26 protein-coding genes are annotated in these 25,844 nt (G+C 56.7%); 21 read left to right on the top strand and 5 right to left on the bottom strand.

What is annotated here, in order from left to right:
• Positions 1 to 69 precede the first annotated feature (69 nt).
• The gene (gene xseA, locus KHU33_RS19775) at positions 70 to 1,431 is read right to left on the bottom strand and encodes an exodeoxyribonuclease VII large subunit (RefSeq protein ID WP_211466060.1); all 1,362 of its coding nucleotides are present in this window, start codon (positions 1,429 to 1,431) and stop codon (positions 70 to 72) included.
• Positions 1,432 to 2,097: 666 nt separating this feature from the next.
• Here xseA and KHU33_RS19770 point away from each other — a divergent pair.
• The 15 genes from KHU33_RS19770 to KHU33_RS19705 all read left to right on the top strand — a co-directional run bounded on the left by KHU33_RS19770 (position 2,098) and on the right by KHU33_RS19705 (position 16,432).
• Positions 2,098 to 2,703 carry a MotA/TolQ/ExbB proton channel family protein gene (locus tag KHU33_RS19770; protein WP_211466064.1) on the top strand — a complete coding sequence of 202 codons (606 nt, stop codon included), beginning with the start codon at positions 2,098 to 2,100 and terminating at the stop codon, positions 2,701 to 2,703.
• Position 2,704: 1 nt separating this feature from the next.
• The gene (locus tag KHU33_RS19765) at positions 2,705 to 3,148 is read left to right on the top strand and encodes an ExbD/TolR family protein (protein ID WP_211466058.1); all 444 of its coding nucleotides are present in this window, start codon (positions 2,705 to 2,707) and stop codon (positions 3,146 to 3,148) included.
• Positions 3,120 to 4,211 (top strand): tetraacyldisaccharide 4'-kinase, encoded by a 1,092-nt coding sequence (lpxK, locus tag KHU33_RS19760; RefSeq protein ID WP_230414417.1) that lies wholly within the window; start codon positions 3,120 to 3,122, stop codon positions 4,209 to 4,211. The genes KHU33_RS19765 and lpxK overlap by 29 nt, the downstream gene beginning before the upstream one ends.
• The gene (locus KHU33_RS19755; RefSeq protein ID WP_211466054.1) at positions 4,192 to 4,389 is read left to right on the top strand and encodes a Trm112 family protein; all 198 of its coding nucleotides are present in this window, start codon (positions 4,192 to 4,194) and stop codon (positions 4,387 to 4,389) included. Before lpxK ends, KHU33_RS19755 begins: the two co-directional genes overlap by 20 nt.
• A 12-nt stretch (positions 4,390 to 4,401) precedes the next feature.
• The gene (gene kdsB / locus KHU33_RS19750; RefSeq protein WP_211466052.1) at positions 4,402 to 5,169 is read left to right on the top strand and encodes a 3-deoxy-manno-octulosonate cytidylyltransferase; all 768 of its coding nucleotides are present in this window, start codon (positions 4,402 to 4,404) and stop codon (positions 5,167 to 5,169) included.
• 215 nt (positions 5,170 to 5,384) lie between these two features.
• A complete protein-coding gene (gene adk, locus KHU33_RS19745) occupies positions 5,385 to 6,041 on the top strand; it encodes an adenylate kinase (protein WP_211466050.1) in 657 nt (218 codons plus the stop codon).
• A 240-nt stretch (positions 6,042 to 6,281) separates the two neighbouring features.
• Positions 6,282 to 8,486, top strand: coding sequence for a sodium-translocating pyrophosphatase (locus tag KHU33_RS19740; RefSeq protein WP_230414416.1), 2,205 nt, complete (start codon positions 6,282 to 6,284; stop codon positions 8,484 to 8,486).
• Positions 8,483 to 8,782: an OmpA family protein gene (locus KHU33_RS26530; protein WP_329956090.1), complete on the top strand. Its 300-nt coding sequence runs from the start codon at positions 8,483 to 8,485 to the stop codon at positions 8,780 to 8,782. Before KHU33_RS19740 ends, KHU33_RS26530 begins: the two co-directional genes overlap by 4 nt.
• A 138-nt stretch (positions 8,783 to 8,920) precedes the next feature.
• The gene (locus KHU33_RS19735) at positions 8,921 to 10,099 is read left to right on the top strand and encodes a patatin-like phospholipase family protein (protein WP_211466048.1); all 1,179 of its coding nucleotides are present in this window, start codon (positions 8,921 to 8,923) and stop codon (positions 10,097 to 10,099) included.
• A 141-nt stretch (positions 10,100 to 10,240) separates the two neighbouring features.
• Positions 10,241 to 10,663 carry a ribonuclease gene (locus tag KHU33_RS19730; protein ID WP_211466046.1) on the top strand — a complete coding sequence of 141 codons (423 nt, stop codon included), beginning with the start codon at positions 10,241 to 10,243 and terminating at the stop codon, positions 10,661 to 10,663.
• A gap of 63 nt (positions 10,664 to 10,726) precedes the next feature.
• The gene (locus tag KHU33_RS19725) at positions 10,727 to 11,125 is read left to right on the top strand and encodes a barstar family protein (RefSeq protein WP_211466044.1); all 399 of its coding nucleotides are present in this window, start codon (positions 10,727 to 10,729) and stop codon (positions 11,123 to 11,125) included.
• A 67-nt stretch (positions 11,126 to 11,192) separates the two neighbouring features.
• Complete coding sequence (purN, locus tag KHU33_RS19720) at positions 11,193 to 11,813, top strand: phosphoribosylglycinamide formyltransferase (RefSeq protein WP_211466042.1); 621 nt, start codon at positions 11,193 to 11,195, stop codon at positions 11,811 to 11,813.
• 79 nt (positions 11,814 to 11,892) lie between these two features.
• Positions 11,893 to 13,146 (top strand): RsmB/NOP family class I SAM-dependent RNA methyltransferase, encoded by a 1,254-nt coding sequence (locus KHU33_RS19715; protein ID WP_211466040.1) that lies wholly within the window; start codon positions 11,893 to 11,895, stop codon positions 13,144 to 13,146.
• A 545-nt stretch (positions 13,147 to 13,691) separates the two neighbouring features.
• Positions 13,692 to 15,092, top strand: coding sequence for a mechanosensitive ion channel family protein (locus KHU33_RS19710; protein ID WP_211466038.1), 1,401 nt, complete (start codon positions 13,692 to 13,694; stop codon positions 15,090 to 15,092).
• 146 nt (positions 15,093 to 15,238) lie between these two features.
• Entirely contained in the window at positions 15,239 to 16,432 is a 1,194-nt protein-coding gene (locus tag KHU33_RS19705; RefSeq protein WP_407928303.1) for a DesA family fatty acid desaturase, read from the top strand.
• A 208-nt stretch (positions 16,433 to 16,640) separates the two neighbouring features.
• On the opposite strand, the gene rpmG is transcribed toward KHU33_RS19705, so the two are convergent.
• From rpmG to radC, 3 genes are all read right to left on the bottom strand, one after another.
• A complete protein-coding gene (rpmG, locus tag KHU33_RS19700; protein WP_009667251.1) occupies positions 16,641 to 16,808 on the bottom strand; it encodes a 50S ribosomal protein L33 in 168 nt (55 codons plus the stop codon).
• A 22-nt stretch (positions 16,809 to 16,830) separates the two neighbouring features.
• A complete protein-coding gene (rpmB, locus tag KHU33_RS19695) occupies positions 16,831 to 17,067 on the bottom strand; it encodes a 50S ribosomal protein L28 (RefSeq protein WP_014005219.1) in 237 nt (78 codons plus the stop codon).
• 239 nt (positions 17,068 to 17,306) lie between these two features.
• Positions 17,307 to 17,981 carry a RadC family protein gene (gene radC / locus KHU33_RS19690; RefSeq protein ID WP_211466036.1) on the bottom strand — a complete coding sequence of 225 codons (675 nt, stop codon included), beginning with the start codon at positions 17,979 to 17,981 and terminating at the stop codon, positions 17,307 to 17,309.
• A 113-nt stretch (positions 17,982 to 18,094) separates the two neighbouring features.
• Between radC and KHU33_RS19685 the strand changes: the two genes are divergently transcribed.
• The 6 genes from KHU33_RS19685 to KHU33_RS19660 all read left to right on the top strand — a co-directional run bounded on the left by KHU33_RS19685 (position 18,095) and on the right by KHU33_RS19660 (position 23,804).
• Positions 18,095 to 18,550, top strand: a complete 456-nt coding sequence (locus KHU33_RS19685; protein WP_211466034.1) for an FKBP-type peptidyl-prolyl cis-trans isomerase — start codon at positions 18,095 to 18,097, stop codon at positions 18,548 to 18,550.
• A 22-nt stretch (positions 18,551 to 18,572) separates the two neighbouring features.
• Entirely contained in the window at positions 18,573 to 19,505 is a 933-nt protein-coding gene (gene ispH / locus KHU33_RS19680; protein ID WP_211466032.1) for a 4-hydroxy-3-methylbut-2-enyl diphosphate reductase, read from the top strand.
• 638 nt (positions 19,506 to 20,143) lie between these two features.
• Entirely contained in the window at positions 20,144 to 21,073 is a 930-nt protein-coding gene (locus KHU33_RS19675) for a branched-chain amino acid ABC transporter permease (protein WP_211466030.1), read from the top strand.
• Positions 21,074 to 21,087: 14 nt separating this feature from the next.
• A complete protein-coding gene (locus KHU33_RS19670) occupies positions 21,088 to 22,302 on the top strand; it encodes an ABC transporter permease subunit (RefSeq protein WP_211466028.1) in 1,215 nt (404 codons plus the stop codon).
• A 9-nt stretch (positions 22,303 to 22,311) separates the two neighbouring features.
• Positions 22,312 to 23,082: an ABC transporter ATP-binding protein gene (locus KHU33_RS19665; protein ID WP_211466026.1), complete on the top strand. Its 771-nt coding sequence runs from the start codon at positions 22,312 to 22,314 to the stop codon at positions 23,080 to 23,082.
• On the top strand, positions 23,082 to 23,804 hold the full coding sequence (locus KHU33_RS19660) for an ABC transporter ATP-binding protein (RefSeq protein WP_211466024.1): 723 nt from the start codon (positions 23,082 to 23,084) through the stop codon (positions 23,802 to 23,804). Before KHU33_RS19665 ends, KHU33_RS19660 begins: the two co-directional genes overlap by 1 nt.
• A gap of 96 nt (positions 23,805 to 23,900) precedes the next feature.
• Here KHU33_RS19660 and KHU33_RS19655 read toward each other — a convergent pair whose 3' ends face one another.
• Complete coding sequence (locus KHU33_RS19655; RefSeq protein ID WP_211466022.1) at positions 23,901 to 25,568, bottom strand: ArnT family glycosyltransferase; 1,668 nt, start codon at positions 25,566 to 25,568, stop codon at positions 23,901 to 23,903.
• Between the last annotated feature and the right edge of the window lie 276 nt (positions 25,569 to 25,844).

Raw genomic sequence — 25,844 nt, 5'->3', positions numbered from 1 at the left:
CCACCACACGTTTTGGTTGGAACGCATCTCCCAAATCATATGTCAACAGGCCCTAATTACTAAATAGTCTTAATCAAGCGTAGCCTGCACACTGTCTATGCCGACCTTGGCGCTGCCTTCCGCCAATTGCACCGTGATCACATGACGCGGCTGCAGCGCTTGCGGGCTGCGGATCACATGGCCCTTGGCGTCCGAGATGATGGCATAGCCGCGTTCCAGCGTGCGCTGCGGATTGAGCAGTTCCAGTTGCGCGTTCAGCGCCGCCACGGTTTGCCGGCGCTGCCGATTTTGCGCGGCCATTGCGCCATTGAGGCGCCGGCTTTGTTCCAGCAGCGCGATGCGCGGCGCAGTCGTGCTGGGTATGTGTGCGGCCAGGCGGGTACGTAAATTCAGCAGAGCATGGCGCGATTGCGTCAGCGGGATGCGGGTGGCGTGCAGCAGCCTGGCTTGCAGACTTTGCAGCTTAACCCGCTCATGTGCGATGGTGGCGGCCGGGCTGCTCAAGCGACGGCTCAGCCAATCCAGGGTTTGGCTGGTTTCGCCGAGCTGCCGGCGCAGGGCGCGGGTCAGGTCATCGGCATGCGTTTCCAGCGTTGCCAGCCAGTCGGCGCGTGGCACGGTTGCCAGTTCGGCGGCGGCGGTCGGGGTCGCGGCGCGCAAGTCGGCGGCGAAATCGGCAATCGTGAAATCGGTTTCATGGCCGACGCCGGAAATCACCGGCATCGGCGCAGCGACGATGGCGCGCGCTACCGCTTCGTCATTGAACGACCATAAATCTTCGATACTGCCGCCGCCACGGCAAACCAGCAGCAGATCGCATTCGGCGCGTGCGGCAGCGGTATTGATGGCGCGGGCGATTTTTTCCGCGGCGCCGTCACCCTGTACCGGCGTCGGGTAAAGGATGACACGTACGTGCGGTGCACGGCGCGCCAAGGCGCTCAGGATATCGCGCAGCGCCGCCGCCTGCAGGCTGGTGACGATGCCGATACAGCGCGCAAATTGCGGCAGCGGCCGTTTGCGCGCCGGATCGAACAAGCCTTCCGCATTCAGTTTTTCTTTCAAGCGTAAAAACGCTTCATACAGATTGCCGACGCCGGCGCGCCGGATCGCTTCGACGTTGAGCTGGTAGTCGCCGCGCGCGGCGTACAGCGTCACCAGCGCCCGCACTTCAACCTTGTCGCCGTCGCGCGGCGTGAAGCCGGCATGCTGGGCGCGGCCCTTGAACATCACGCCACGCACTTGCGCCGCATCGTCTTTCAGCGTGAAGTACCAATGGCCGGAAGCGTAACTTTTGAAATTCGATATCTCACCCGCGACCCAGGCCAGCGGAAAGCTGCGTTCCAGCAAGCGCGCAACGGCTTGATTCAGGGCAGAAACCGTCAGTACCGGCGGTCCGCTGGAACGGTTGTCGGTGTCGCTGGAGAAGTTCATACGGGCTTTCAGAGGTTCTTTATTAGTAGGTGATTCTGTGGAGCGCTGACATTGTAAAGCACGGTTGCTGAACATCAATGGAAAAGCGAAACAAATCAAGGGCTTGCCCCGATTGCAGTGTGCTTGCGCACAAGCTTATCCACATATTCTGTGGGTAACTGTGGAACTGCGCGGGTTTGTGGATAGCGGTCGGCGCAGTCATGGCAAAACGACTATGAAAGACGGAAAAATTCGTGCTCGGCATCCATAAATCGCTATTTGAGACGCATCTGCACCTGTTTCTGACAGGTGTGAAAATCCGTTTCCAATCAAGGACTTCTTGTGAATCCAGTGTGCTTGTTCACAAAGTTATCCCCAAAATCTGTGGAGAACTTTGGCTGCGTGCCGCCGGCAAACTCTGCACGTTTTTGATGCAGTACAAAAAAATCCTTTGAAATCAAAGGCTTCACTATGGAGTTAGGTAGTTGTCCACAATCTTGTTCACATAATATGTGTGGAACTTGGCGCCTCGCTCGATTGCTGCGAAACCAAGTGTAAAAATTTCCACTCCGCAACGCTGCTCATGCTTGCTCGCAAGCCTTCAACAAGTTACATTCTGCATCCATGCTGATGAACCCCTCATCTGCATTTGCCGATACTGAATTCGATCTCACCAAGGAGTTTCTTTTGTTTTCCATTATTCAAGCTGCGGGCTGGCCGATCTGGCTGTTGCTTATTGCCTCCATCATTGCCACCGCATTGATTATCGAACGTCTGGTTTATCTACGCCGGCCGCGCATTTTGCCGCCGCAGCTATTGCAGGAAGTGATACGGGTTTATCACAACGGCAAGATCAACACCGAAGTCCTCACCAACCTGGAAACCAACTCGCCGCTGGGCCGGGTGCTGGCCGCCGGCCTGCGCAATGTCGATGCGCCGCGTGACCTGATGAAAGAGTCGATCGAGGAAGCCGGCCAGGCCACAGCACATGAACTGGAACGTTTCCTGACTACGCTCGGCACCATTGCATCGCTGGCGCCATTGATGGGCTTGTTTGGCACCGTGGTTGGCATGATCGAAATTTTTGGCGCGACCACCGGCGCCGGCGCCGATCCGACCCAGCTCGGCCACGGCATTTCGGTTGCCTTGTACAACACCGGTTTCGGTCTGGCGATTGCCATGCCGGCATTGATTTTCTATCGTCATTTCCGCGCGTTGGTCGACGGTTTCATCGTCGATATGGAACAGCAAGCAGTGAAGTTTGTCGATACCGTTCACGGTGCGCGTAAATAAGATGGACTTCCGCAAAGGCAAGGGGCGCGACGACCCCGAAATCAACCTGATCCCGTTTATCGACGTCTTGCTGGTGATCGTGATTTTCCTGATGGTCACCACCAGCTACAGCAAATTCACCGCGCTGCAAATCACCTTGCCGACCGCCGACGCCGACAAGGCCATGCAGCAGCCGCAAGAGATCAACGTCGCCGTCAATCCGCAAGGCCAGTACGCCGTCAACAACGTCCAGGTGTCGTCCAAGGACGCCGCGTCGCTGGCGCTCGATCTGAAGAGCGCAGCCCAGGCAGGCAGCCAGTCAGGCCAGTCCAAAGGCGATCCGGTGGTGATCATCAACGCCGACGCCATGGCCACCCACCAGACTGTGATCAATGTACTGGAAGCGGCGCGTCTGGCCGGTTTCGACAAGATCACGTTTGCTGCCCAGACTAGTGGCCACAAATAAATCAGCGAGCGATGGGGCGGCCCGGCGTTCCGCTGAATCGGTCCTGAGCGCGGCCTGGCAGCGGCGCGGCTTGCTGGCGTGCCTGTTATGGCCGTTGTCGCTGTTGTTGGGCTTGCTGGCGGCGCTGCGCCGCGGTTTGTACGCAGCCGGCTGGCAGGCCGGTATCCGCCTGCCGGTGCCGGTGATCGTGGTCGGCAACATTTTTGTCGGCGGCACCGGCAAGACGCCGCTGACGATCTGGCTGGTGCAAGCGCTGCGCCAAGCCGGTTATACGCCGGGCGTGATCTCGCGCGGTTATGCCGCGCAATCCGGCGGCGGACAATCCCTTGTCAGGCATGTGAGCGAAGCATCGCTGGCGGCAGAAGTGGGCGACGAGCCTGTGCTGATTGCCGGCCGCGCCCAATGCCCGGTAGTGGTAGGCCGCAACCGGGTGGCTGCCGCCGAGGCGCTGCTGCAAGCGCATCCCGAGGTGAATCTGATTTTGTCCGACGATGGTTTGCAACACTATCGTTTGCAACGCGACATCGAAATCGCACTGTTCGATGCACGCGGTGTCGGCAACGGCTGGCTGCTGCCGGCCGGACCGCTGCGTGAACCGGCAAGCCGTCGACGCGACTTTACAGTGGTGAACGCGGCGTCGATTCCGCCTTCCATGCCGGCCTCGGCGATCCGCATGCAACTGCTGGGCGAGCAGGCGTTCCAACTCAGCGACCCGAGCCAGGTGAGGGCGCTGGCCAGCTTGCAGGACCCGGCCATGCGCATCGCCGCCGCCGCCGGCATCGGCAATCCGCAACGGTTTTTCTCGATGCTGACTGCAGCCGGACTGGCGTTCGAAGCGCTGGCCTTGCCCGATCATCATGACTTTTCCGACCGGCCGTTTGCCGCGCTGCAGGCCGACTTCATCCTGATTACCGAAAAGGATGCAGTAAAATGTCGGCAAATAGCTTCCATCAAGAACGATCCGCGCATCTGGGTCGTTCCGGTGACGGCGCAGATCGATGCTGCGTTAGCTCATCAAATACACCAAATTCTGGAGAAACTCCGTGGACACTCGACTGCTTGACATCCTGGTTTGCCCGATCTGCAAAAGCCCGCTGCATTACGATAAAAAAGCCCAGGAACTGATTTGCAATGCCGACAAGCTGGCTTATCCGATCCGTGACGGCATCCCCATCATGTGGGCCGATCAGGCACGCGAGCTGAACAGCCCGGCTGCGCCAGCCGCCACTCCAGAGGCATAGGCGGCGCATATTGTGAGTTCGACCAGACCCTTCATCGTCATTATTCCAGCGCGGCTGGCGTCTACCCGCCTGCCTAACAAACCGCTGGCCGATATCGGCGGCAAGCCGATGATTGTGCGCACTGCCGAGCGCGCCGCGCAATCCGGTGCGACGCAGGTGATCGTCGCTACCGACCATGCCGAAATCCTGGCAGTCTGCGCCCAGCATGGCATCGCTGCGCGCCTGACCCGGGCTGACCATCCGTCCGGCACCGACCGTATCGCGGAAGTGGCGGCTGCCCTGGGCTTGGCTGTTGATGCAGTGGTGGTCAATGTGCAAGGCGACGAACCGATGATCGATCCGGCGCTGATCGCAGCCACCGCCGCGCAGATCACCGGCGAAGTGCCGATGGCGACTGCCGCGCATGCGATAGATTCGGCAGCCGATGCGTTCAATCCGAATGTGGTCAAGGTGGTCTTGAACCAGGCTGGCCGCGCCCTGTATTTTTCACGGGCGACGATTCCCTGGCATCGGGATGGTTTCGCGACGTCGCAACAGGAATTGCCGGCCGCCTATCAGCCGTTGCGGCATATCGGCTTGTACGCATACAGCAATGGCTTTTTGCAAACCTATCCGACCCTGGCGGTAGCGCCGCTGGAACAGATCGAGGCGCTGGAGCAGTTGCGGGTGCTGTGGCACGGCTATCCGATTGCGGTGCATATTGCCGCGGCGGCTCCCGCAGCGGGAGTCGATACGCCGGAAGATCTGGAGCGTGTGCGAAGTTTTTTCAGCGCAGGATAAAGTTCGAAGGCAGCGCAAAAATGTCGCGCAAGTGCATGAAAATTATCGTTGAACCAACAGAAATAGTGCCGCGGACTGGCTGTTTGTTAAAATTGTATGGTAAGTTTCATGCAAAGATAGCGTGATATAAATAAAAGCATCTCAGGAGACGTCGCTGCAACCCATTGAGCGCGCCGTCGCCACAATCAATTCTCAAACTCACCTTAGGACTTAACATGCGCCTCATCCTTTTAGGAGCGCCTGGTGCCGGTAAAGGCACGCAAGCGACTTTCATTAAAGAGAAATTCAACATCCCGCAGATTTCCACCGGCGACATGTTGCGCGCAGCAGTCAAGGCCGGCACGCCGCTCGGCATTGCGGCGAAGAAGGTGATGGATGCAGGCGGCCTGGTCTCGGACGACATCATCATCGGCCTGGTCAAGGACCGGCTGAAGCAGGCGGATTGCGCCAACGGCTACCTGTTCGACGGTTTCCCACGCACCATTCCACAAGCGGACGCCATGAAGGAAGCCGGCGTCAAGATTGATTATGTACTTGAAATCGACGTGCCTGACACCGCCATCATCGAACGCATGAGCGGCCGTCGCGTGCATTTATCGTCGGGCCGTACTTATCACGTTAAATTCAATCCGCCAAAAGTGGAAGGCAAGGACGACATCACCGGCGAAGACCTGATCCAGCGCGACGATGACAAGGAAGAGACCGTCAAGAAGCGGCTGTCGGTGTATCACGAGCAGACTGAAGTGCTGGTCAATTATTATGGCGACTGGGCCAAGGCCGGGTTGCCAGGCGCACCCAAGTACCGCAAGATCGCCGGCGTCGGTCCGGTTGAGCAGATACGCGATAGCGCGTTTGCGGCATTGGGAGCATAAATAAAAGCGGACTTCGGTCCGCTTTTTCTTTTGGTCAACAAAATCACTTAGAATAAATCAAGGTCCCGAACAGCAACGCAACACCGCAGCAAGCCAGCCCAAGCACATCTCCGAGAATAAAAGGGCAGCGAAAAGAAATGCATTACGCAGTATTGGCCGGCAATCCGTCCATGGATGCCGGTGAAATGGTGTAGTTGTCTTACTTTGTCGTGAAGCCGTACCAAAACAGGAGGAGTCAACATGGCATTAAGTCTATGGTTTGCCGTCGCTTGCGGCATCGTTGCCGTCATCTATGGGCTAGTCTCGCGCAGCTGGATATTGAAGCAGGACCCCGGCAATCCACGCATGCAGGAAATTGCTGCGGCGGTCCAGCAGGGCGCAGCTGCCTACCTGGCGCGCCAGTACCGCACGATTGCCATCGTCGGCGTGGTGTTGTTCGTTATTCTGGCGCTATTGCCGGGACTGGGCCTGGTGACGGCGATCGGCTTCATGATCGGTGCGCTGCTGTCGGGCGCTTGCGGCTTCATCGGCATGAATGTCTCGGTACGCGCCAATGTACGCACGGCGCAGGCGGCAACCAAGGGCATGGGGCCGGCGCTTAACGTCGCTTTCCGTGGCGGTGCGATCACCGGCATGCTGGTGGTCGGCCTGGGGCTGCTGGGCGTGACGCTTTTCTTCTTGTATCTGCTGGCGTATTCTGTTCCGGCCGGTTCTTCCGGAGTGTCGCTGCACGACATCATCCGGCCCTTGATCGGACTGGCTTTCGGCGCTTCCCTGATTTCCATTTTCGCCCGTCTCGGCGGCGGCATCTTTACCAAGGGGGCCGATGTCGGCGCCGATCTGGTGGGCAAGGTGGAAGCCGGCATTCCAGAGGACGATCCGCGCAACCCTGCCGTGATCGCCGATAACGTCGGCGACAATGTCGGCGATTGCGCCGGCATGGCCGCCGATCTGTTCGAAACCTATGTGGTGACCTTGATCGCCACCATGTTGCTTGGTTCCTTGCTGATCCATGGCGCTGAATTGCAAGCGGTGTTGTACCCGCTGGCTCTGGGCGGGGTATCGATCCTGGCCTCCATCGTCGGCTGTTCCATGGTCAGGGCCAAGCCCGGCAAGAAAATCATGTCGGCGCTGTATACCGGTTTGTGGTGGGCGGCGATCCTGAGTCTGATCGGGTTTGTCGCGGTCACCTGGCTGATCCTGCCGGAGCCGATGCGGATGCGGATGATGGGCTCGGCCTTGATCGGTATCGTCCTCACCGGCTTGATGGTGTACATCACCGAGTATTACACCGGCACCGATTTCAAGCCGGTGCGCCATATCGCGCAAGCCTCCACCACCGGCCACGGCACCAATATCATTGCCGGCCTCGGCGTCTCCATGAAATCCACGGCCTATCCGGTGCTGGCAGTCTGCGTGGCGATCCTGGCTTCCTACTGGCTGGGCGGTTTGTACGGCATTGCAATTGCCGCTACCGCCATGCTGTCGATGGCCGGCATCATCGTCGCGCTGGACGCCTACGGCCCGATTACCGATAATGCCGGCGGTATTGCCGAGATGGCCGGTTTGCCGGATTCGGTGCGAGCGATTACCGATCCGCTGGATGCGGTCGGCAATACTACCAAGGCGGTCACCAAGGGCTACGCCATCGGCTCGGCCGGTCTGGCGGCCTTGGTTTTGTTTGCCGATTACACCCACGCTCTGGATTCGGTTGGCAAAAACACGGCCTTCGAATTGTCGAATCCGCTGGTGATCGTCGGCCTGTTCATCGGCGGCCTGATTCCCTATCTGTTCGGCGCCATGGCGATGGAAGCGGTCGGCCGCGCAGCAGGCGCGGTGGTGGTCGAAGTGCGACGCCAGTTCCGCGACATCAAAGGCATCATGGATGGCAGCGGCAAACCGGAGTACGACAAGGCGGTCGACATGCTGACGGCATCTGCCATCAAGGAAATGATCATCCCGTCGCTGTTGCCGGTGATGGTGCCGATCGTGGTCGGCCTGGTGCTCGGCCCGGCAGCTTTGGGCGGCTTGTTGATGGGGACTATCGTCACCGGTTTGTTCGTGGCCATTTCAATGACCACCGGCGGCGGCGCCTGGGACAATGCCAAGAAATATATCGAAGACGGCAACCACGGCGGCAAGGGTTCGGAAGCGCACAAGGCCGCAGTGACTGGCGACACCGTCGGCGATCCCTATAAAGATACCGCCGGCCCGGCGGTCAATCCGCTGATCAAGATCATCAATATCGTGGCGCTGTTGCTGGTGCCCTTGCTGCCGGCTGCCGGCGTGCAGCAGGCGACAACGGGACAGGAGATCGTGCTGGTGCCTGTGCCGGTCACCGCGCCGCCGGTACAGGCCGCCGCCAGCAGTGCTAACGCGGACAGCGCCGGTACTGCGGCAGAGCTGCTTCAGTTGCCGCAGCTGCTTCCTCGCCCACGGCCGTGATCTATTTTGACTCAGGCAAGGCGGATGCCCCGGCGGACACTGCCGAAAAACTGGCGGCCATCGTGGATGCAGCGAAAGCCAAAGCCGGCGCCAAAGTGGTGATCAGCGGCTTTCACGATACCACCGGCGATGCGGCTAAAAATGCGGAGATTTCCAAGGAACGCGCCAAGAGCGTGAAAGCGATTCTGCTGATCGCCGGCGTCGCCGAAGACGCCATCGTGCTGGAGAAACCGCAGGTGACGACCGGCAGCGGCGACAACGCGCAGGCGCGGCGGGTCGAAGTCAATGTCCGTTAGTTCGTTAACCATCGCTTGCGTAAATAGAAGCAGGGAAGGCAAGCGGGTGCAAGACGCAGGCGCCTGGCTGCTTTCCCTCTTCACCAAAGTTTAAAGCCGGCCCCCATAAATTTCCTCTCCCTGTTACTCTTCATATCCATGGAGACAAAACAAAAAACGGGTCTCATCTTAACCGGCGGCGGCGCGCGCGCGGCTTACCAGGTTGGCGTGATGGACGCGGTGGCGGCCATCCTGAGAGAGCAGGGCTGGGCGCCCGAGCGCAATCCCTTCAATATCATTTGCGGCACGTCCGCCGGCGCCATCAACGCCACGGCGCTGGCTTGCCGGGTCGAGAATTTCAGCCTCGGCGTGCAAAAGCTGATGGATGTCTGGGAGCATTTCACGGTAGAGCAGGTGTATCGCGCCGATTCGCTGGGGGTGTTGCGCTCGGGGGCGCGCTGGTTATCCTTGCTGTCGTTTGGCTGGCTGCTGCGCAAATGGCATGCGCAACCACCCACTTCTCTGCTCGACAATACGCCGCTGATCACCTTGCTGCATCGGTTGCTGGACCTGGAGCGGCTGGATGCGGCGCTGGCCAACGGCAGCCTGGATGCGCTGGCGATCACCGCTTCTTCCTATAGCGGCGGGCAGCACATTACTTTTTATCAGAGCGCCACCGAAATCCAGAGCTGGACCCGCAGCCAGCGGCGCGCGGTGAGAGATCAGATCGGCGTCGGCCATTTGCTGGCGTCATCGGCGATTCCCTTCATCTTTCCGGCGATTCCGATTTATTGCGACGGCCGCCGTGAATATTTCGGCGACGGCTCGATGCGGCAGCTGGCGCCGATTTCTCCGGCGATTCACCTGGGCGCCAGCAAAGTGCTGGTGGTAGGCGCCGGTCGCCGCAAGGAGTCGCCGAGCGATGTCCCCCTATTTGCCAGTTATCCCAGCCTGGCGCAAATCGCCAACCACGCTCTGTCCAGCATCTTCCTGGATGGACTGGCGGTGGACATCGAACGCCTGGAGCGCATCAACCACACGGTTTCCTTGCTGACAGAAGAACAGCGTCGGCAGATATCGCTGAAACCGGTGGAAATGCTGATTATTTCGCCATCGGAGCAAATCGACGATATTGCTATCAAGCATTTCGGCAGCTTGCCCCTGCCGATCCGCACCTTGCTCGGCGGATTGGGCGCGACCGAAGTGCGCGGCGGCGGCCTGGCCTCATATCTGTTGTTCGAGTCTGGCTATACGCGTGAATTGATTCGCATGGGCCAGAAAGACACAATGGCGCGGCGTGACGAGGTGGCCGATTTTTTTGGTCCGGCGGAATCTTAGCCTGGCTCCTGCGGCAGGCGACAGGCCGCAAGCTGGATATTGTCAAATATTGCAACACCTAAGGCCGGGGCGAGGATACGGGTTGATTCGTTTTCATCAACACGTTACCCTACGGTACCAGATCCATAAAATATTAAATTTATGAAAAGCCACGCAACCCGGCAGCATTTCCTTGGTCTAAGTTCCGATTTCGCCACTGCCATACTGCGTAATGGGGTCTTGCTGCTGCTCGGCTTGTTGCTGTCTTTTCAAGTTTTTGCACGAGATTCCCTGCCGCAGGATGTGGTTTCGGTAAATCAGTTACCGCAAGAAGCGCAAGCGACGTTGATATTGATTAAGCAAGGCGGGCCTTTCCCTTACGCCAAGGATGGCGTGATATTTGGAAATTATGAAGGGATGCTGCCCAAGCAGCGACGTGGCTATTATCACGAATTCACGGTGAAAACTCCACGCGCCCGCAATCGTGGCGCGCGCCGGATCATTGCCGGCGGCAACCCGCAGACTTCTGGTGAGTATTATTACACCGACAATCATTATCAAACTTTCAGACGCATCCAGGAGTGACTGAGGCGAGTGAATGAGATACAACAACAGCAATCCATCATCATTGCTCTAGCTGAGGGAAAAATGAGTTTGTTTAAAACCGTACCGCCAAATGTAGTGCAGTCCATCCGCGCCTTCCGTGTGACCGATCTGCAGGCGGAGGCTAACCGTCTCGGGCAGCATTTCCTCTACGCCTACTGCGCCGAAGCAACGACCAAACAGCAAGTTCTGGCGAATATTGCCAACGCCTTTCATTTCCCCAAGCATTTCGGCAAGAATTTTGACGCCCTGGCCGATTGCCTGACCGATATGGCGCACAAGTCCGGCCCGCAGCCAGGCTTCATTGTCGTGATCGAACAACTGCCGAATACACCCAAGTTTGACAAGGAAGCAAGGGAAACCTTGCTCGACGTATTCCGTGACAGCGCCGATTTCTGGGCTGACAAGAAAGTTGCCTTTCGCGTCTTTTATTCATTCCAATAGCGACACACGCGATAAATAGCCAGATTCAGCGCTGTTTTTGCTCAAAAACGGCAGTGCAACAGGTACAATGCGCGCCATGAGAAGCATTGTTATCCTGATTTCCGGACGTGGCAGCAACATGGAAGCCATCGTCCGCGCCGCTCAAACCGAACAATGGCCCGCCAGAATCGCCGCGATTATCAGCAACCGGGCCGATGCCGAGGGTTTGAAATTTGCTGCCGCCCAAGGTATTCCAACGGCAGTGGTAGCGAGCAAAGACTATCCTGACCGTCCACAGTTCGACGCCGCCTTACGCGTCGCGATCGATGGCTTTGCCCCTGATCTGGTGGTGTTGGCGGGTTTCATGCGTATTTTGACAGCGCCGCTGGTAGAGCATTACGCCGGCCGCATGTTGAATATCCATCCCTCGCTGCTGCCGAGTTTCCCCGGAATGGCGACCCACAGGCAAGCGCTGGAAGCCGGCGTCAAGGTGCATGGCGCGACCGTGCATTTCGTTACCGCGATGCTGGATCACGGCCCCATCGTGGCGCAGGCAGTGGTGCCGGTGCTGGAAGACGATACCGAACAGTCGCTGCAGCAGCGCGTGCTGATCGAAGAGCATCAGCTGTATCCGCGTGCGGTGCGCTGGTTTGTCGAAGGTCGATTGCGCATCGAAGATGGACGAGTGCATAACGTAACAGTGCAGTGAGTGAAGCCTGACGCTAATGCTAGCGTTAGCCGTGGCTAGCCAAAGAGCACGATCAACAGATTTTTATGAAAGATCCACTATGAGATTGCCTCCCGCGATCATCGGTCACACCGAAGAAGTTTTGCGCGAAATTTTACGTTTTACCGGCCCCGCCGACGGTACCTTGTCGCGCTACTTCCGCGAGCATCCAAAGCTCGGTTCGCGTGAGCGCGGCGTGATAGCCGAAGCGGTGTATGGCTTGTTGCGTAACAAAGCCATCTACACCAGCTTCGCCGAATCCGGCAATGGCCCCACCATGCGCCGCATGACCCTGCTAGGTCTGGCCGATGCGGTCAGCATCGAGTCCCTGGGCGGTCTGTCGGAAGAAGAAACCGAATGGCTGACCCGCGTCGCCGAAATCGACCGTAACCTGATGCCGGCGCTGATGCGTTCCAACCTGCCGCAATGGCTGTTCGATAAATTGGTAGCGCGTGACGGTGAAGCCGCCACCTTGCAACTGGCGCATGCGATGAATCAGCCGGCGCCGCTGGATCTGCGCGTCAATTCGCTCAAGGCCAATCGCGAAGAAGTCGTCGCCGCTTTGGCTGAAGCACCGATCTTGTGCGAGCCGACGCCGTATGCGCCGCTTGGTTTGCGCGTCATCAAGAAACCGACTTTGCAAAACCTGCCCCTGTTCAAGAGCGGCGCCATCGAAGTGCAAGACGAAGGCAGCCAGTTGCTGGCGCAAATCGTCGGCGCCAAGCGCGGCGAAATGGTGGTCGATTTCTGCGCCGGCGCCGGCGGCAAGACGCTGGCCCTGGGCGCCACCATGCGCAATACCGGTCGCTTGTACGCGTTCGACGTCTCCGACAAACGCCTGGCAAAACTCAAGCCGCGCATGGCGCGCAGCGGCCTGTCCAACATTCATCCGGTATTGATCGCGCACGAGAACGACGGCAAGGTCAAGCGCCTGGCCGGCAAGATCGATCGGGTGCTGGTCGATGCGCCATGCAGCGGCCTCGGCACCTTGCGCCGCAATCCGGACGTCAAATGGCGGCAGACACCGGAAGCGATCGCCGAAATGAACCTCAAGCAAATCGCGATTCTGTCCAGCGCCGCGCGTCTGGTGAAATCCGGCGGCCGCCTGGTGTATGGCACCTGCAGCTTGCTGGATGAAGAGAACGAAGCGATTGCCGCGCAGTTCCTGGCCAGCCATGAAGATTTCTCGCTGCTGCCGATGAAAGACGTATTGGCCGAACAAAAGATCGCATTGGAGATGGGCGACTACTTGAAGCTGCTGCCGCACCAACATCAGACCGATGGCTTTTTTGCCGCGGTGTTTGTGCGTAAATAATTGAATTTGGCAAGCATGCTTGAAGCTATTCGTTTTTTAAACGCTTCTAAAATGTAGCGCGATTTTTCTGCTTGAAAATCTCTTTGAAGCCCGCAGAAATGCGGGCTTTTTTTGCGTTCTGGGCTGGGCTTGCCGTGCGATCTGATCGCTTACCTGAAAACAGTTAAATAAAGCTTTAAGACTGCTGCTGGGCGATTGGCAGACCTTGCTCCTTAAAACCGCTAGGAAAAGCTAAATATATCTGCCAGGTGTTTGCGCCTCTCTTTTATAAAGATTCCGTTGATGGCTGAATGGCAACTGCGGTTCTACTGGAGTGTTGTGTTTTATAATCGGTAGCCTTAAAGAGGGGCCGGTTCACGACAACGTAATGGCGATTGCTCCGCCGGCGCGGGACGCCACGGTAATCACAGCCAACTTCAATTTCATCCAGAGTGTGCAACGAAGGGTGCCGGGAACGTGCTGATAGCACACAATAACTCGGGATAAGCAGCGCGCTAAATACTGAGCCGGGAACCTCACCGTCGGGACGCTACGTACGCAAAATAATGCCAGATATCTTCACTGATTTATTCAACGATTTGCTAAGCAGCCTGCAAGCGCCGGGTTTGCTGGCGCAGATCGGCTTGCTGCTGTCATGCATAGGTCTGGGCTGGCTGTTGGCTCGCCTGCTGCGCCGCAGTTTCTCGCTCAACACGGTGCAGCCGCCGGCGATGCAGATCGGGCTCGGCAGTTTCGTCAAGGTTTTGACGCCCATCCTGACCTTGCTGCTGCTGGTGCTGGCCAAGCTGGCTCTGCAGAAATGGCATCAGCCGGTGAATGTCATGCGGCTGATGATTCCTTTGGTGGCGTCGCTGGCGCTGATGCGTTTCGTGTTTTACGTGTTGCGCCGGATTTTCGCGCGCAACAGCGGCGTCGGCACTTTCCTGTTGTTGTTTGAAAAGAGCTTTGGCGCGCTGGTCTGGATCGGCTTGTTGCTGTATATCACGGGCTGGTGGCCGGATCTGTTCGATTATCTGGATAGCACGATACTGCCGATCGGCCGCTACAAGGTATCGCTGCTGGCGATCATGCAAGCGCTGGTCTCGGTGCTGGTGACGCTGGTGATCGCATTGTGGGCCGGCGCTACGCTGGAAGAACGCCTGATGCGCGTGAATACCATGCATTCCTCGATCCGTACCGTGGTGGCGCGCATGGCGCGTGCCTTCCTGATCCTGGTCGCGGTATTGCTCAGCTTGTCTTTAGTCGGCATCGATCTGACCGTGCTGTCGGTATTTGGCGGGGCGCTGGGTGTGGCCCTGGGTCTTGGTTTGCAGAAGATCGCCAGCAGTTATGTATCAGGCTTCGTGATTTTGCTGGAACGCAGCCTGGCGATCGGCGATATGGTCGGGGTCAGCACCTTTTATGGCAAGGTGGTCCAGATCAATAGCCGCTACACCGTGCTGCAAGGATTGGACGGGATCGATACGGTGGTGCCGAATGAAATCTTCATGATCAATTCGGTGCAGAACTATTCGCTGACCAACCGGGTTTTGCGGCTGGCGACCCATGTGACGGTCGAGCATCAGAACGATGTCGAAAGCATATTGTTGCTGTTGGAGCAAGCTGTGATCGAGGTTGATCGTGTTTCGCATGAAATCCTGCCGCAAGCCCTGCTGCTGAAGATAGGGCCGGACGGGCTAGAACTAGAGGTCGGATTCTGGATCACGGATCCGGAGAACGGTCGCCTGAATGTGTTGTCTGATGTAAACCGTGCGATCTGGCGTGTATTGCAAGCTCGACAAATCAAGGTTGCTCAAGTGAAACGAGATATCAAGGTAGTGCAAGATGAGATGGGCAATGCGGTGGGCAGCACAGATTTGCATAAAAGCAATTTCCGCACCGATACGCAACAAGATTTGCCATTAGATGGCCGGCAAGAATCGCCGAAATCTAAAAACGGCCCATAATAAGGGTACAATTGCACTCGAATTTCGGCTAACTGTTTGGTAACTACCCGTTAACTTGCTGGTATCTTACTCACATTTCACCCGTATTTGACCGCAAAATCACTGCAAAACAAGCAGTGGCATCATCTACACATGGAGTACACATAGTGTTCAATGCAATTCTCGATTTCTTATCGAATGGCGTAACAGGCGCGAGCGCTTGGCAGGTCGTTGTGTTCACGCTGGTCGTGACGCACATCACGATCGCTGCAGTGACTATCTTCCTGCATCGCTGCCAAGCTCATCGTGCCCTGGATCTGCACGCGATTCCAAGTCATTTCTTCCGTTTCTGGCTGTGGCTGACGACCGGCATGGTGACCAAGGAGTGGGCGTCGATCCATCGCAAGCATCATGCAAAATGCGATACCGAGGAAGATCCGCATAGCCCTGTGACGCGCGGCATCAAGAAAGTATTCTGGGAAGGCGCGGAGTTGTATCGCGCAGAATCCAAGAACCTGGAAACCATGGAAAAATTCGGCCATGGCACACCGGACGACTGGATCGAGAGAAACCTGTATACCAAGCACAGCGCCTGGGGCATCGTGGCAATGCTGTTTATCGACGTCATGCTGTTCGGCGTCATCGGCGTCAGCGTGTGGGCCGTGCAGATGGTCTGGATTCCAATTACTGCCGCCGGCATCATCAACGGCATCGGCCACTACTGGGGCTATCGCAACTACGATTGCAACGATGCTGCCACCAACATCATCCCGTTCGGCATCATCATCGGCGGTGAAGAGCTGCACAATAACCACCACACATTCGGTACTTCGGCCAAGCTGTCGTCGAAGTGGTATGAGTTCGACATCGGCTGGATGTATATCCGGATTCTGGAGATCTGCGGTCTGGCCAAGGTCAAGAAAGTTGCGCCGGCGCCGAAATTCAACCACGCCAAGCTGGTGCCGGACCTGGATACGCTGCAATCGGTGATCGCCAATCGCTACGATGTCATGGCGAAGTACGCCAAATCGTTGAAGAACGCCTGGCATGAAGAGCGCAGCCATTTGACCGACAAAGCCAAGCTGGGAGCTGGTTTCCTGAAGTCGTCGAAGAAATTGCTGCAACGTGAGCCGGCCAAGCTGGAAGCGCCGCAAAAGCAGCAATTGACGGAACTGTTCTTGCATAGCAAAGCGCTGCAAACCATGCATGAGATGCGGGTTGAGCTGGGTGCAATCTGGGAGCGTTCGCACTTCACGCGCGATCAGTTGCTGCATCAGTTGCAGGATTGGTGTGCGCGTGCCGAAGCTTCGGGCATCAAGTCCCTGCAGGATTTCTCGTTGCGCTTGCGCAGTTATTCCTGAGTCGCAGTACGGGGCAGGGCGTTGATGTATTAAAGCGCCGGCCTCTGTCAAAAAAACGGTCAATGCAAATCGGCCGTTTTTTTTCGCCTGATGTAATTGCGGGTGTCGCTGCATCAAGTCTTTAATGTCTGCTGCAGAATATGTGCAAGACGTAAAAAAACCTCGCAGGACAGATGTCTTGCGAGGTTTTTTGCAGAGTGCAGATCAATTACTTGATCTTGGTCTCTTTGTATTCAACGTGCTTACGGACCTTCGGGTCGAACTTCATGATCGACATTTTTTCCGGCGTCGTACGCTTGTTTTTTGTGGTTGTGTAGAAATGACCGGTACCTGCGGTCGATTCCAGTTTGATTTTGTCGCGGCCTGATTTCGCCATGATTCTTCCTTTATTCTGCTAGTTAGACTTTTTCGCCACGAGCGCGCAAATCGGTCAACACGGCATCGATGCCGATTTTGTCGATCACGCGCAAGCCGGCGTTGGACAAGCGCAGGGAGACCCAGCGATTTTCAGACTCAACGAAAATGCGGCGATTTTGCAAGTTAGGCAAAAAGCGACGTTTCGTCTTGTTGTTTGCATGGGAAACGTTGTTGCCGACCATCGGCCCCTTCCCGGTGACTTGGCAGACACGTGCCATGTTTTTACTCCTAAAAGATTTCCGAAACTGGAAAAAAGAAGAGTATATATAAAAAAACGAGATTTTTCAACGACTTGCGAAAAACAATTGTGTCTTTTCCGTTTTTTGTATTTAACAATTTGAATTGAATAGATTTAGGACTTACGCAAGACTGTTCCAGCAAGGCACGACGACGACAGTGCACCTGTACCGCTAGGAGGAGTAACGCCGCTGGGGCAGTCTTGCTTAAGTCCTAAGATTTATAGCTGGCCGTGTTCGGCGAAAGAGTGCACCTGCGTCCCCGCCACTATGAAATGATCCAGCACCCTGACGCCGATCAGGTCCAGCGCCTGCTTCAGGGTGTGCGTCAGTTGGCGATCGGCGGCACTCGGTTCCAGTGTCCCGGACGGATGGTTATGCGCCAGCATGATGCTGGCGGCATTGTGCGCCAGTGCTGCCTTGACCACTTCGCGCGGATAGACGCTGGCGTGCGTCAGAGTGCCGCGGAACAGTTCCTCGGCGCAGATCAGGCGATTTTTGACATCGAGGAAGAGCACCTGAAACGATTCATAGGGCTTGTTGGTCAACAACAGCTGCAGATACTGCTTAACGGCGGTAGGGGCGTCGAAGCTGCTGCCGGCTTGCAGTTCTTCCGCCAGCGAGCGCCGGCCCAGCTCCAGTATGGCTTGCAGTTGAGCGAACTTGGCGGGGCCGAGGCCGTTGATGGTGCAGAAGTCTTTGAGCGGAGCAGAAAACAAGCGATTCAGCGAGCCGAAATGGGTGGTCATTTCGCGTCCCAGGTCGACCGCGCTTTTGCCGGCGGCGCCGACCCTGAGAAACACCGCCAGCAGTTCCGCATCGGAAAGCGCTTGCGGACCGAGTTTGATCAGGCGTTCGCGCGGCCTCTGATCAATAGGCCAGTCAGTAATTGCCATGGTGTCGTCAGGGTGGGTATATGTCGTAGGCCGCATCCTATGGCCCAAGGTGGCTTACAATATCATCTTCTGCTCAGTAGTTATTTTTTTGTTAATGGTGCTTTTGCCTAATCATGCCTAATTCGTCTCTCCCTGTCGTTACCGAAGCATCTTATCTAACCTTGCACTATCGCCTCGCCTCGCAAGAGGGTGAAGATATCGTCAGTACCTTCAAGGAATCGCCGGCTACCTTGCAGTTCGGCATGGGCCAGCTGGCGCCGTTTCTGGAAACCTGTCTGCTGGGTTTGCCGGAAGGCACGCATCAAACCTTCGATCTGCCGCCGGAACAGGCTTTCGGACCGCGCAACCCGGAGCTGATCCAGCGCGTCTCGCGCGCCACGCTGCGCCAGAACTCGCAGCTGGGAGAGGAGTATCGTATCGGTGACCTGGTGGAATTCGCGGCGCCGGGCGGCGGTCAGTTTGCCGGCGTGCTGCGCGAGATAGATGAGCAGGGCGCCATATTTGATTTCAATCATCCCCTGGCCGGGCAGTCGCTCAAGTTCGAAGTGAAAATCATCGGCATTTTGTAGTTTGCAGTTGAAGGATATGAAGATGGATAAAGAGATTTTATTGGCGCAGCCGCGTGGATTCTGCGCCGGCGTCGATCGGGCGATTGAAATTGTCGAGCGCGCGCTGGAACAATTCGGCGCACCGATTTATGTGCGTCACGAGATTGTCCACAACGCTTATGTGGTGGCGGACCTGCGCAACAAAGGCGCCATTTTCATCGAAGAACTGGCCGATGTCCCGGCCGGCAATACCGTGATTTTTTCTGCGCATGGCGTCTCCAAGGCGGTGCAGGAAGAAGCGGAAGTGCGCGGCTTGAAAGTATTCGATGCGACTTGCCCTCTGGTGACCAAGGTGCATATGGAAGTCGCCAAGATGCGCCGCGAGGGGCGTGAAATCGTCATGATCGGGCATGAGGGGCATCCGGAAGTGGAGGGCACCATGGGCCAGACCGAGAGCGGCATGCACTTGGTCGAGACCGTGGCCGATGTCGATAAGCTGCAAGTCGGTAATTCCGAGATGCTGGCCTATGTATCGCAGACCACCTTGTCGGTTGATGACACCGCCGACGTGATCGCCGCGCTGAAGCAAAAATTTCCGAGCATAACCGAGCCGAAGAAAGGTGATATCTGCTACGCCACCACCAATCGCCAGCAGGCGGTCAAGTTCATGGCGCCGCAAGTCGACGTGGTGATCGTGGTCGGCAGCCCCAACAGTTCAAACTCCAACCGCTTGCGTGAAGTGGCGGAGAAGAAGGGCACCATTGCCTATATGGTGGACAACGCCGAACAGATAGATCCGGCCTGGCTGCAGGGTAAAAGCCGCGTCGGCGTCACCGCCGGCGCATCGGCTCCGGAGGTTCTGGTGCAAGCCGTGATAGACCGCTTGAAGGCCCATGGCGCCAAGAACGTGCGCACGTTGGATGGCGCCGAAGAGAATGTCACTTTCCCTATGCCCAAGGGGCTGGCGCGAGCCTAGTTTGAAAAATGGTGGCATAGGGGGTGGCATAAGCGGCGACATAAGCAGCTGACCAATAAGAGTTTAATAACGATTATTGGTAATACTGTTTTTGTTATTGTTTGCCATATGCCAAAACTCCCCAAGAAAGTCGCGCCCGGCGGTCTTGCCGCCCCATTCTGGCGCGAAATTATATTTCGAAGAAACTCTACTTTTCCATCGATAGTTTTTTGTTTTCCTCGCTATCATTGCGGCGCTGCGATTTGATTGTAAAACCTTGTGCGAACCGCGGGGCAGCAGGGTAATATTCAAATACTGTCAGAGTTGATTGTTGCTCAACGTTAGCTATAATCTGCACAGTCATGGTGCATTGCCCTCGATGCAAGGCACTTTAAGATAAAAAACGTTTTTTACAGAAAGACGTATAGGAGACAAATAAAAATGTGTACCCAGTTCATTCTTCTTATTCCGGCTATTCACGCAATGCCAAATTACCTTTCCAGCCATCGTTGCAGATGAGAGGAAGGGCGTCTCCCAACGGCACTAGGACTTTATCCAGGGTGCCGTTTTTGTATCGGGAATGATTTTTGCTGTGCTGCCTATGGTCGCCATAGTGTTCTGACCGATTTGAACCAAAACACACATTGAACAAGGAAATTATGGATATCTTTATCCAACAAGTTATCAACGGCTTGGTGCTGGGAAGCATGTATGCGTTGATCGCCCTCGGTTATACGATGGTGTACGGGGTGCTGAACCTGATTAACTTCGCCCACGGCGACATCTTGATGATCGGGGCCATGGTTGGCCTGTCCATCCTCAAGCTGCTGCAGCATGTGGCGCCGGGTCTGCCCGGGATCGTCCAGCTGGTGATTGCCATCATCGGCGCCATTCCAGTCTGCGTCATCGTCAGCCTGATCATCGAACGGGTTGCTTACCGGCCGTTGCGCAATGCGCCGCGACTGGCGCCGCTGATCACCGCTATCGGCGTTTCGATCTTGTTGCAGACCTTTGCCATGATGATCTGGGGCCGCAGCCCGCTGGCGGTGCCGCAAGTGATGCCTTCCGATCCTGTGCATATCTTCGGCGCTCTGATCTCGCCGACGCAGATCATGCTGCTGGTGTTGGCTGCCGCATCGATGTTCGGCCTGGTGATGCTGGTCGAAAAAACCAAGATGGGCCGCGCCATGCGCGCCACCGCCGAGAATCCGCGAGTCGCCGGTCTGATGGGGGTCGATTCCAATCGCGTGATTGTGATGACCTTTGCCATCGGCGCCGCGCTGGCGGCGGTGGCCGGGGTGATGTGGGGCGCCAACTATTCGTCGGCGCAATTCGCGATGGGCTTCGTACCTGGCTTGAAGGCGTTCTCCGCTGCGGTTCTGGGCGGTATCGGCAATATCTACGGCGCCATGCTGGGCGGTATCCTGCTGGGTCTGATCGAGAGTCTCGGAGCTGGTTATATCGGTGATCTGACAGGCAATTTCCTTGGCAGTAATTACCAGGATATTTTTGCCTTCATCGTACTGATCATCGTACTGACGTTGCGGCCGTCCGGCATCATGGGCGAACGTGTCGCCGATCGCGCTTAATCCGAGGAGGTCTTATGGCTCATTTTTTCGATACTAAAAAGAATCCTACCAAGGCATACACCAGCTTGGCGGCGCTCGGCATCGTGCTCGTGATATTTCCCTTTTTTGCCGCCAATTTCGGTAATTCCTGGGTACGCATCATGGACTTTGCGCTGTTGTATATCATGCTGGCTTTGGGGTTGAACATCGTGGTCGGTTTCGCCGGCCTGCTCGATCTCGGCTACATCGCGTTCTACGCGATCGGCGCCTACATGACCGGTTTGCTGGCGTCGCCACAGTTTGCTTCGGTGCTGGAATCCTTCGTCAATACCTATCCGGTGGTCGGCGATTTCCTGGTCAGGGTATACGGGCCCGAGATTGTCCAGAACGGCATTCACTTGTCGCTGTGGGTGATCGTGCCGCTGGGAGCGGCGCTGGCGGGCATGTTCGGCGCCATTCTAGGGGCGCCGACACTGAAGTTGCGTGGCGACTATCTGGCTATCGTGACGCTCGGCTTTGGTGAAATCATCCGGATTTTCGTGAATAACCTGAACGCGCCGGTGAATATCACCAACGGCCCGCAAGGTATCAATCTGATTGATCCAATCCGTATTTTCGGGGTATCGCTGGCGGGCGAGCGCGGCTCCAATGCCACTGTCCAGCTGGGCAGCTACGGCATGCCGTCCGTGAATGCCTACTATTTCCTGTTCCTGATACTGTGCATTGCGATCATTTTCATTTCGCTGCGCTTGCAAAATTCACGCCTGGGCCGTGCCTGGGTGGCGATTCGCGAAGATGAAATTGCCGCCAAGGCGATGGGCATCAATACCCGCAACATGAAGTTGCTGGCGTTCTCCATGGGCGCTTCGTTCGGCGGTGTGGCCGGCGCCATGTTTGCATCGTTCCAGGGCTTCGTGTCGCCGGAATCGTTCTCGCTGACCGAGTCGATTGCGGTGCTGGCGATGGTGGTGCTGGGCGGCATGGGACATATCCCGGGTGTGGTGCTGGGCGGCATATTGCTGGCAGCTTTGCCGGAAGTGCTGCGGCACACCGTGGAGCCGGTACAGATGGCGCTGTTCGGCAAAGTCCTGATCGACGCCGAAGTGCTGCGCCAGCTGCTGTACGGCCTGGCGATGGTGGGCATCATGCTGACTCGTCCAGCCGGCTTGTGGCCTGCGCCTAAGCATGAGGACCGGCCGGACGCCGATATCGATAAACCTACGCTGGCGACCGGCGTGGTAGAGGCTTAAGGAGATCTCATGAGCACACCAATTATTTTGAACATCTCCGGCGTCAATAAACGATTTGGCGGTTTGCAGGCATTGGCGGAAGTTAACATCAAGATCCTGCAGGGCCAGATCTATGGCCTGATCGGACCGAATGGCGCCGGCAAGACCACTTTCTTTAACGTGATTACCGGTTTGTACCAAGCCGATACCGGTTCCTTTGAGCTGGCCGGCAAGCCTTATTCGCCTTCGGCGCCGCACGAAGTCGCCAAGTCTGGCATTGCACGCACTTTCCAGAACATCCGTCTGTTTGGCGAGATGACCGTACTGGAAAACGTCATGGTGGGTTGCCATGTGCGCACCGAACAGGGCGTGTTCGGCGCAGTGTTCCGTCACAAGGCCGCACGCAAGGAAGAGCTGGCGATCCGCAAGCGTTCCCAGGAACTGCTGGATTTCGTCGGCATCGGCCGTTTTGGCGAGCGTACCGCACGTCATTTGTCGTACGGCGATCAACGCCGTCTGGAAATTGCCAGAGCGCTGGCAACCGAACCGCAATTGCTGGCATTGGATGAGCCCGCCGCCGGCATGAACGCCACTGAAAAACTGGCGCTGCGCGAGCTGCTGGTAAAAATCAAGAATGAAGGAAAGACCATTTTGCTGATCGAACATGATGTCAAGCTGATGATGGGCTTGTGCGACCGCCTCACTGTGCTGGATTACGGCAAGCCGATCGCTGAGGGATTGCCGGCTGAAATCCAGAGAAACCCGGCGGTGATTGAAGCCTATCTGGGAGGTGGGCACTAATGGCAAACAATATTCTGCAGGTTACCAACCTGAAAGTCGCTTACGGCGGCATCCAGGCAGTCAAGGGCATTAACCTGGAAGTCAACGAAGGTGAGCTGGTAACCCTGATCGGCGCCAACGGCGCCGGCAAGACCACCACGCTCAAAGCCATTACAGGTACTTTGCCGCTATGCAAGGTCGAAGGCGAGATGCATTATCTCGGGCAAGCGACCAAGGGCACCACCTCGTTTAGCCTGGTCAAGCAAAAGCTTGCCATGGTGCCGGAAGGGCGCGGCGTGTTTACGCGCATGAGCATCCAGGAGAATTTGCTGATGGGTGCTTACACACGTGACGACAAGGCCAGTATCGCGGCCGACATCGACAAGTGGTTCGGCGTATTTCCGCGCTTGAAAGAGCGCGCCGCGCAAATGGCCGGCACCTTGTCCGGCGGCGAACAGCAGATGCTCGCGATGGCGCGTGCATTAATGAGCCATCCCAAGCTGTTGCTGCTGGATGAACCGTCGATGGGCTTGTCGCCGATCATGGTGGAAAAGATCTTCGAGGTTATCCGCAACGTTTCCGCGCAGGGGATCACGATCTTGCTGGTCGAGCAGAACGCCAAGCTGGCTTTGGAAGCTGCGCACCGGGCCTATGTGATGGATTCCGGCCTGCTGACAATGAGCGGCAACGCCAGGGACATGCTGGACGATCCTAAAGTCAAGGCCGCCTATCTGGGCGAGTAACTGAAGGACAGAGCACTGTTTCAGTTCCACCTAAGCCCCGCCGCAGTAGGAGTCTATACTCCCATTGCGGCGGGGCTTGTTGCTTGAAGGCGGGGGTTAATTGACGAATACGGATATTCCGCCTATCCGTTTTACTGTCTTGAAACGTTGAAAGAAAATGCTTTCTCGAAAGCTCTCGATTTGCCGATCAGCCACTACAATCGCAACAGGTTTTCCTGGCAAGCGTGCATTGAACTGATCCGCGGAAATGACGATATTATTCTCGCGTAGGCGGTTGCCCCAGAACAGATCGTTGCTGCGTGACTCGACCACTGCGAGAGATTTTTTGAGATAGAAGCTGAGCGACGACACATCCTCAAAATCCCGATAGAGATATACCTCCCGATCCGGCAAGGTCCTTTGTATGTAAGTCGCCAGGGAGCGAGTAGAGACTAGCGGTTCGATTTCCACCAAGGTTACCTTCAGTGTTGCCGTGAGCCATGCCGATAAAACCAGATATGTCAGGATTCCTACTCCGGTATTGCGCCAGGCGCAGTATGCCGATCCTAGCGCCAGGATCGCCAGTCCAGTGAGAACCACAAGAGCGAATGCCGGTATTTTTAACCCCAGGATCACGACGTTTGGACGCGTATTTTCAAAGCCTGTCGTCACCCAAATGCACAGGCCGGCAGCGATGACAGCGATCAGCAGGCCCGGGGCGGCAGCGCCGATTCCACTGAGGAAGCCACGGTTCTCGATCGCGGTTGCCAGATGAAAAGCGGCAAATGGCACGGCGGCGATCAGGTAGTAATTGGCTTTAGCGCTGGATATGGAAAAGAACAGCAGCGGCAGCAGCCACGCCAGCCACAAGAATCGTTGCAATGGGAGTTGCCTGGTGTTGAGCGGTTTTCGCGCAGAAAAATATAAGCCTGACAGTAAGGCCGACCAAGGGAAAAGATAGGCCAGCATGCGTGGCAGGTAATACCACCATGGGCCGGAATAGTAGTCTCGCGGTTCGCGCCTTCCCAGGAATCGCAAGACGTGTTCATTATAAAAATAAAACCAGGCAAAAAACGGTTCGGTCAGGCTCGCCATCACATGCCAGGGTGCGGCGATCGCAAAAAAAATCAATGTCGCGTACGGCTCGAACCATGTACGCCAGTCGCGCAGGCGGCGGCTGACAAGCATGAAACTCAGTACGATCAGTCCGAACAACACCAGTGCGACCGATCCTTTGGTGAGTGAAGCCAGGGCCAGGCAAGCATAGGCCATTCGCAGCCATTTCTTGTTGCCGTCATGCAGATGGCGGTAAGCGCACATCAGTGCCGCCGTCAGCAGTGCCGTCAGCAACATATCGAACATCAATAGCCGCGACATCGCCACCACACCAATGCTGCTGGCAAACATCAATGCCGCCAGGCGCCCTGCGCGCGGACGCCCGACAATCCGGCCGAATTGCAGCAGCATGGCTACGCAGGCTAACGACGACAGTGCGGGAACCAATCTGGCGGACCATTCCGATACGCCAAAAACGGCAAAGGACAGTGCTGTCAACCAATACAACAGAGGCGGCTTCTCCATATATGGCAAGCCGTTCAGGTAGGGAATTATCCAATGGCGCCAATCGCGAGAGAGCAGCATCTCGCGAGAAATATCGGCATACAAGCCCTCGTTGTTGTCGAGAACACCGAAGCTGCCGAGGCCAGCCAGTACGAATCCCAAAGCGGTTGCCCAGATCAGCCATAACGGAATAGGCAGCTTGATTTTCTGCTGAGGATTTTTCATTGGGGAGCACCCATTGAGCGGCCGCCTATGATCGAATTTTTATCTCTTATCTTAAACCGGGTGTAGCCGGTTTTGTTTCGATATTCGGATGTGCTCTAGTTGGGAAGCGCTTGGCGCGGAGAGGTGGTCCGAAAAAAAAGAGCCATATGGCTAATGCCGTTCAGTTAAGGTCTCTTTTCAGGACCCGGACGGAGTAACGTTGAGGTAGCGCTTTGACGACCCGGTCGTAATGTCGACCGGGTCGGTCTTCGTTCAGCAGGGCGACTAATCGTTGCC

It is taken from the genome of Collimonas silvisoli, from assembly GCF_018305005.1.
In the GTDB taxonomy this organism is placed as follows: Bacteria; Pseudomonadota; Gammaproteobacteria; order Burkholderiales; family Burkholderiaceae_D; genus Collimonas; species Collimonas silvisoli.
This window is presented reverse-complemented; position numbering and strand designations above follow the sequence as displayed.

Bases quoted from the DNA above. Each gene is read 5' to 3' on its own strand.
- KHU33_RS19675 (WP_211466030.1), top strand. From the start codon at position 20,144: ATGGATATCTTTATCCAACAAGTTATCAACGGCTTGGTGCTGGGAAGC.
- KHU33_RS19715 (WP_211466040.1), top strand. From the start codon at position 11,893: ATGAGATTGCCTCCCGCGATCATCGGTCACACCGAAGAAGTTTTGCGC.
- KHU33_RS19655 (WP_211466022.1), bottom strand. From the start codon at position 25,568: ATGAAAAATCCTCAGCAGAAAATCAAGCTGCCTATTCCGTTATGGCTG.
- KHU33_RS19670 (WP_211466028.1), top strand. From the start codon at position 21,088: ATGGCTCATTTTTTCGATACTAAAAAGAATCCTACCAAGGCATACACC.
- KHU33_RS19665 (WP_211466026.1), top strand. From the start codon at position 22,312: ATGAGCACACCAATTATTTTGAACATCTCCGGCGTCAATAAACGATTT.
- KHU33_RS19740 (WP_230414416.1), top strand. From the start codon at position 6,282: ATGGCATTAAGTCTATGGTTTGCCGTCGCTTGCGGCATCGTTGCCGTC.
- KHU33_RS19735 (WP_211466048.1), top strand. From the start codon at position 8,921: ATGGAGACAAAACAAAAAACGGGTCTCATCTTAACCGGCGGCGGCGCG.
- KHU33_RS19725 (WP_211466044.1), top strand. From the start codon at position 10,727: ATGAGTTTGTTTAAAACCGTACCGCCAAATGTAGTGCAGTCCATCCGC.
- ispH (WP_211466032.1), top strand. From the start codon at position 18,573: ATGGATAAAGAGATTTTATTGGCGCAGCCGCGTGGATTCTGCGCCGGC.
- rpmB (WP_014005219.1), bottom strand. From the start codon at position 17,067: ATGGCACGTGTCTGCCAAGTCACCGGGAAGGGGCCGATGGTCGGCAAC.
- KHU33_RS19710 (WP_211466038.1), top strand. From the start codon at position 13,692: ATGCCAGATATCTTCACTGATTTATTCAACGATTTGCTAAGCAGCCTG.
- rpmG (WP_009667251.1), bottom strand. From the start codon at position 16,808: ATGGCGAAATCAGGCCGCGACAAAATCAAACTGGAATCGACCGCAGGT.
- KHU33_RS19730 (WP_211466046.1), top strand. From the start codon at position 10,241: ATGAAAAGCCACGCAACCCGGCAGCATTTCCTTGGTCTAAGTTCCGAT.
- purN (WP_211466042.1), top strand. From the start codon at position 11,193: ATGCGCGCCATGAGAAGCATTGTTATCCTGATTTCCGGACGTGGCAGC.
- xseA (WP_211466060.1), bottom strand. From the start codon at position 1,431: ATGAACTTCTCCAGCGACACCGACAACCGTTCCAGCGGACCGCCGGTA.
- KHU33_RS19685 (WP_211466034.1), top strand. From the start codon at position 18,095: ATGCCTAATTCGTCTCTCCCTGTCGTTACCGAAGCATCTTATCTAACC.
- KHU33_RS19660 (WP_211466024.1), top strand. From the start codon at position 23,082: ATGGCAAACAATATTCTGCAGGTTACCAACCTGAAAGTCGCTTACGGC.
- adk (WP_211466050.1), top strand. From the start codon at position 5,385: ATGCGCCTCATCCTTTTAGGAGCGCCTGGTGCCGGTAAAGGCACGCAA.
- KHU33_RS19765 (WP_211466058.1), top strand. From the start codon at position 2,705: ATGGACTTCCGCAAAGGCAAGGGGCGCGACGACCCCGAAATCAACCTG.
- radC (WP_211466036.1), bottom strand. From the start codon at position 17,981: ATGGCAATTACTGACTGGCCTATTGATCAGAGGCCGCGCGAACGCCTG.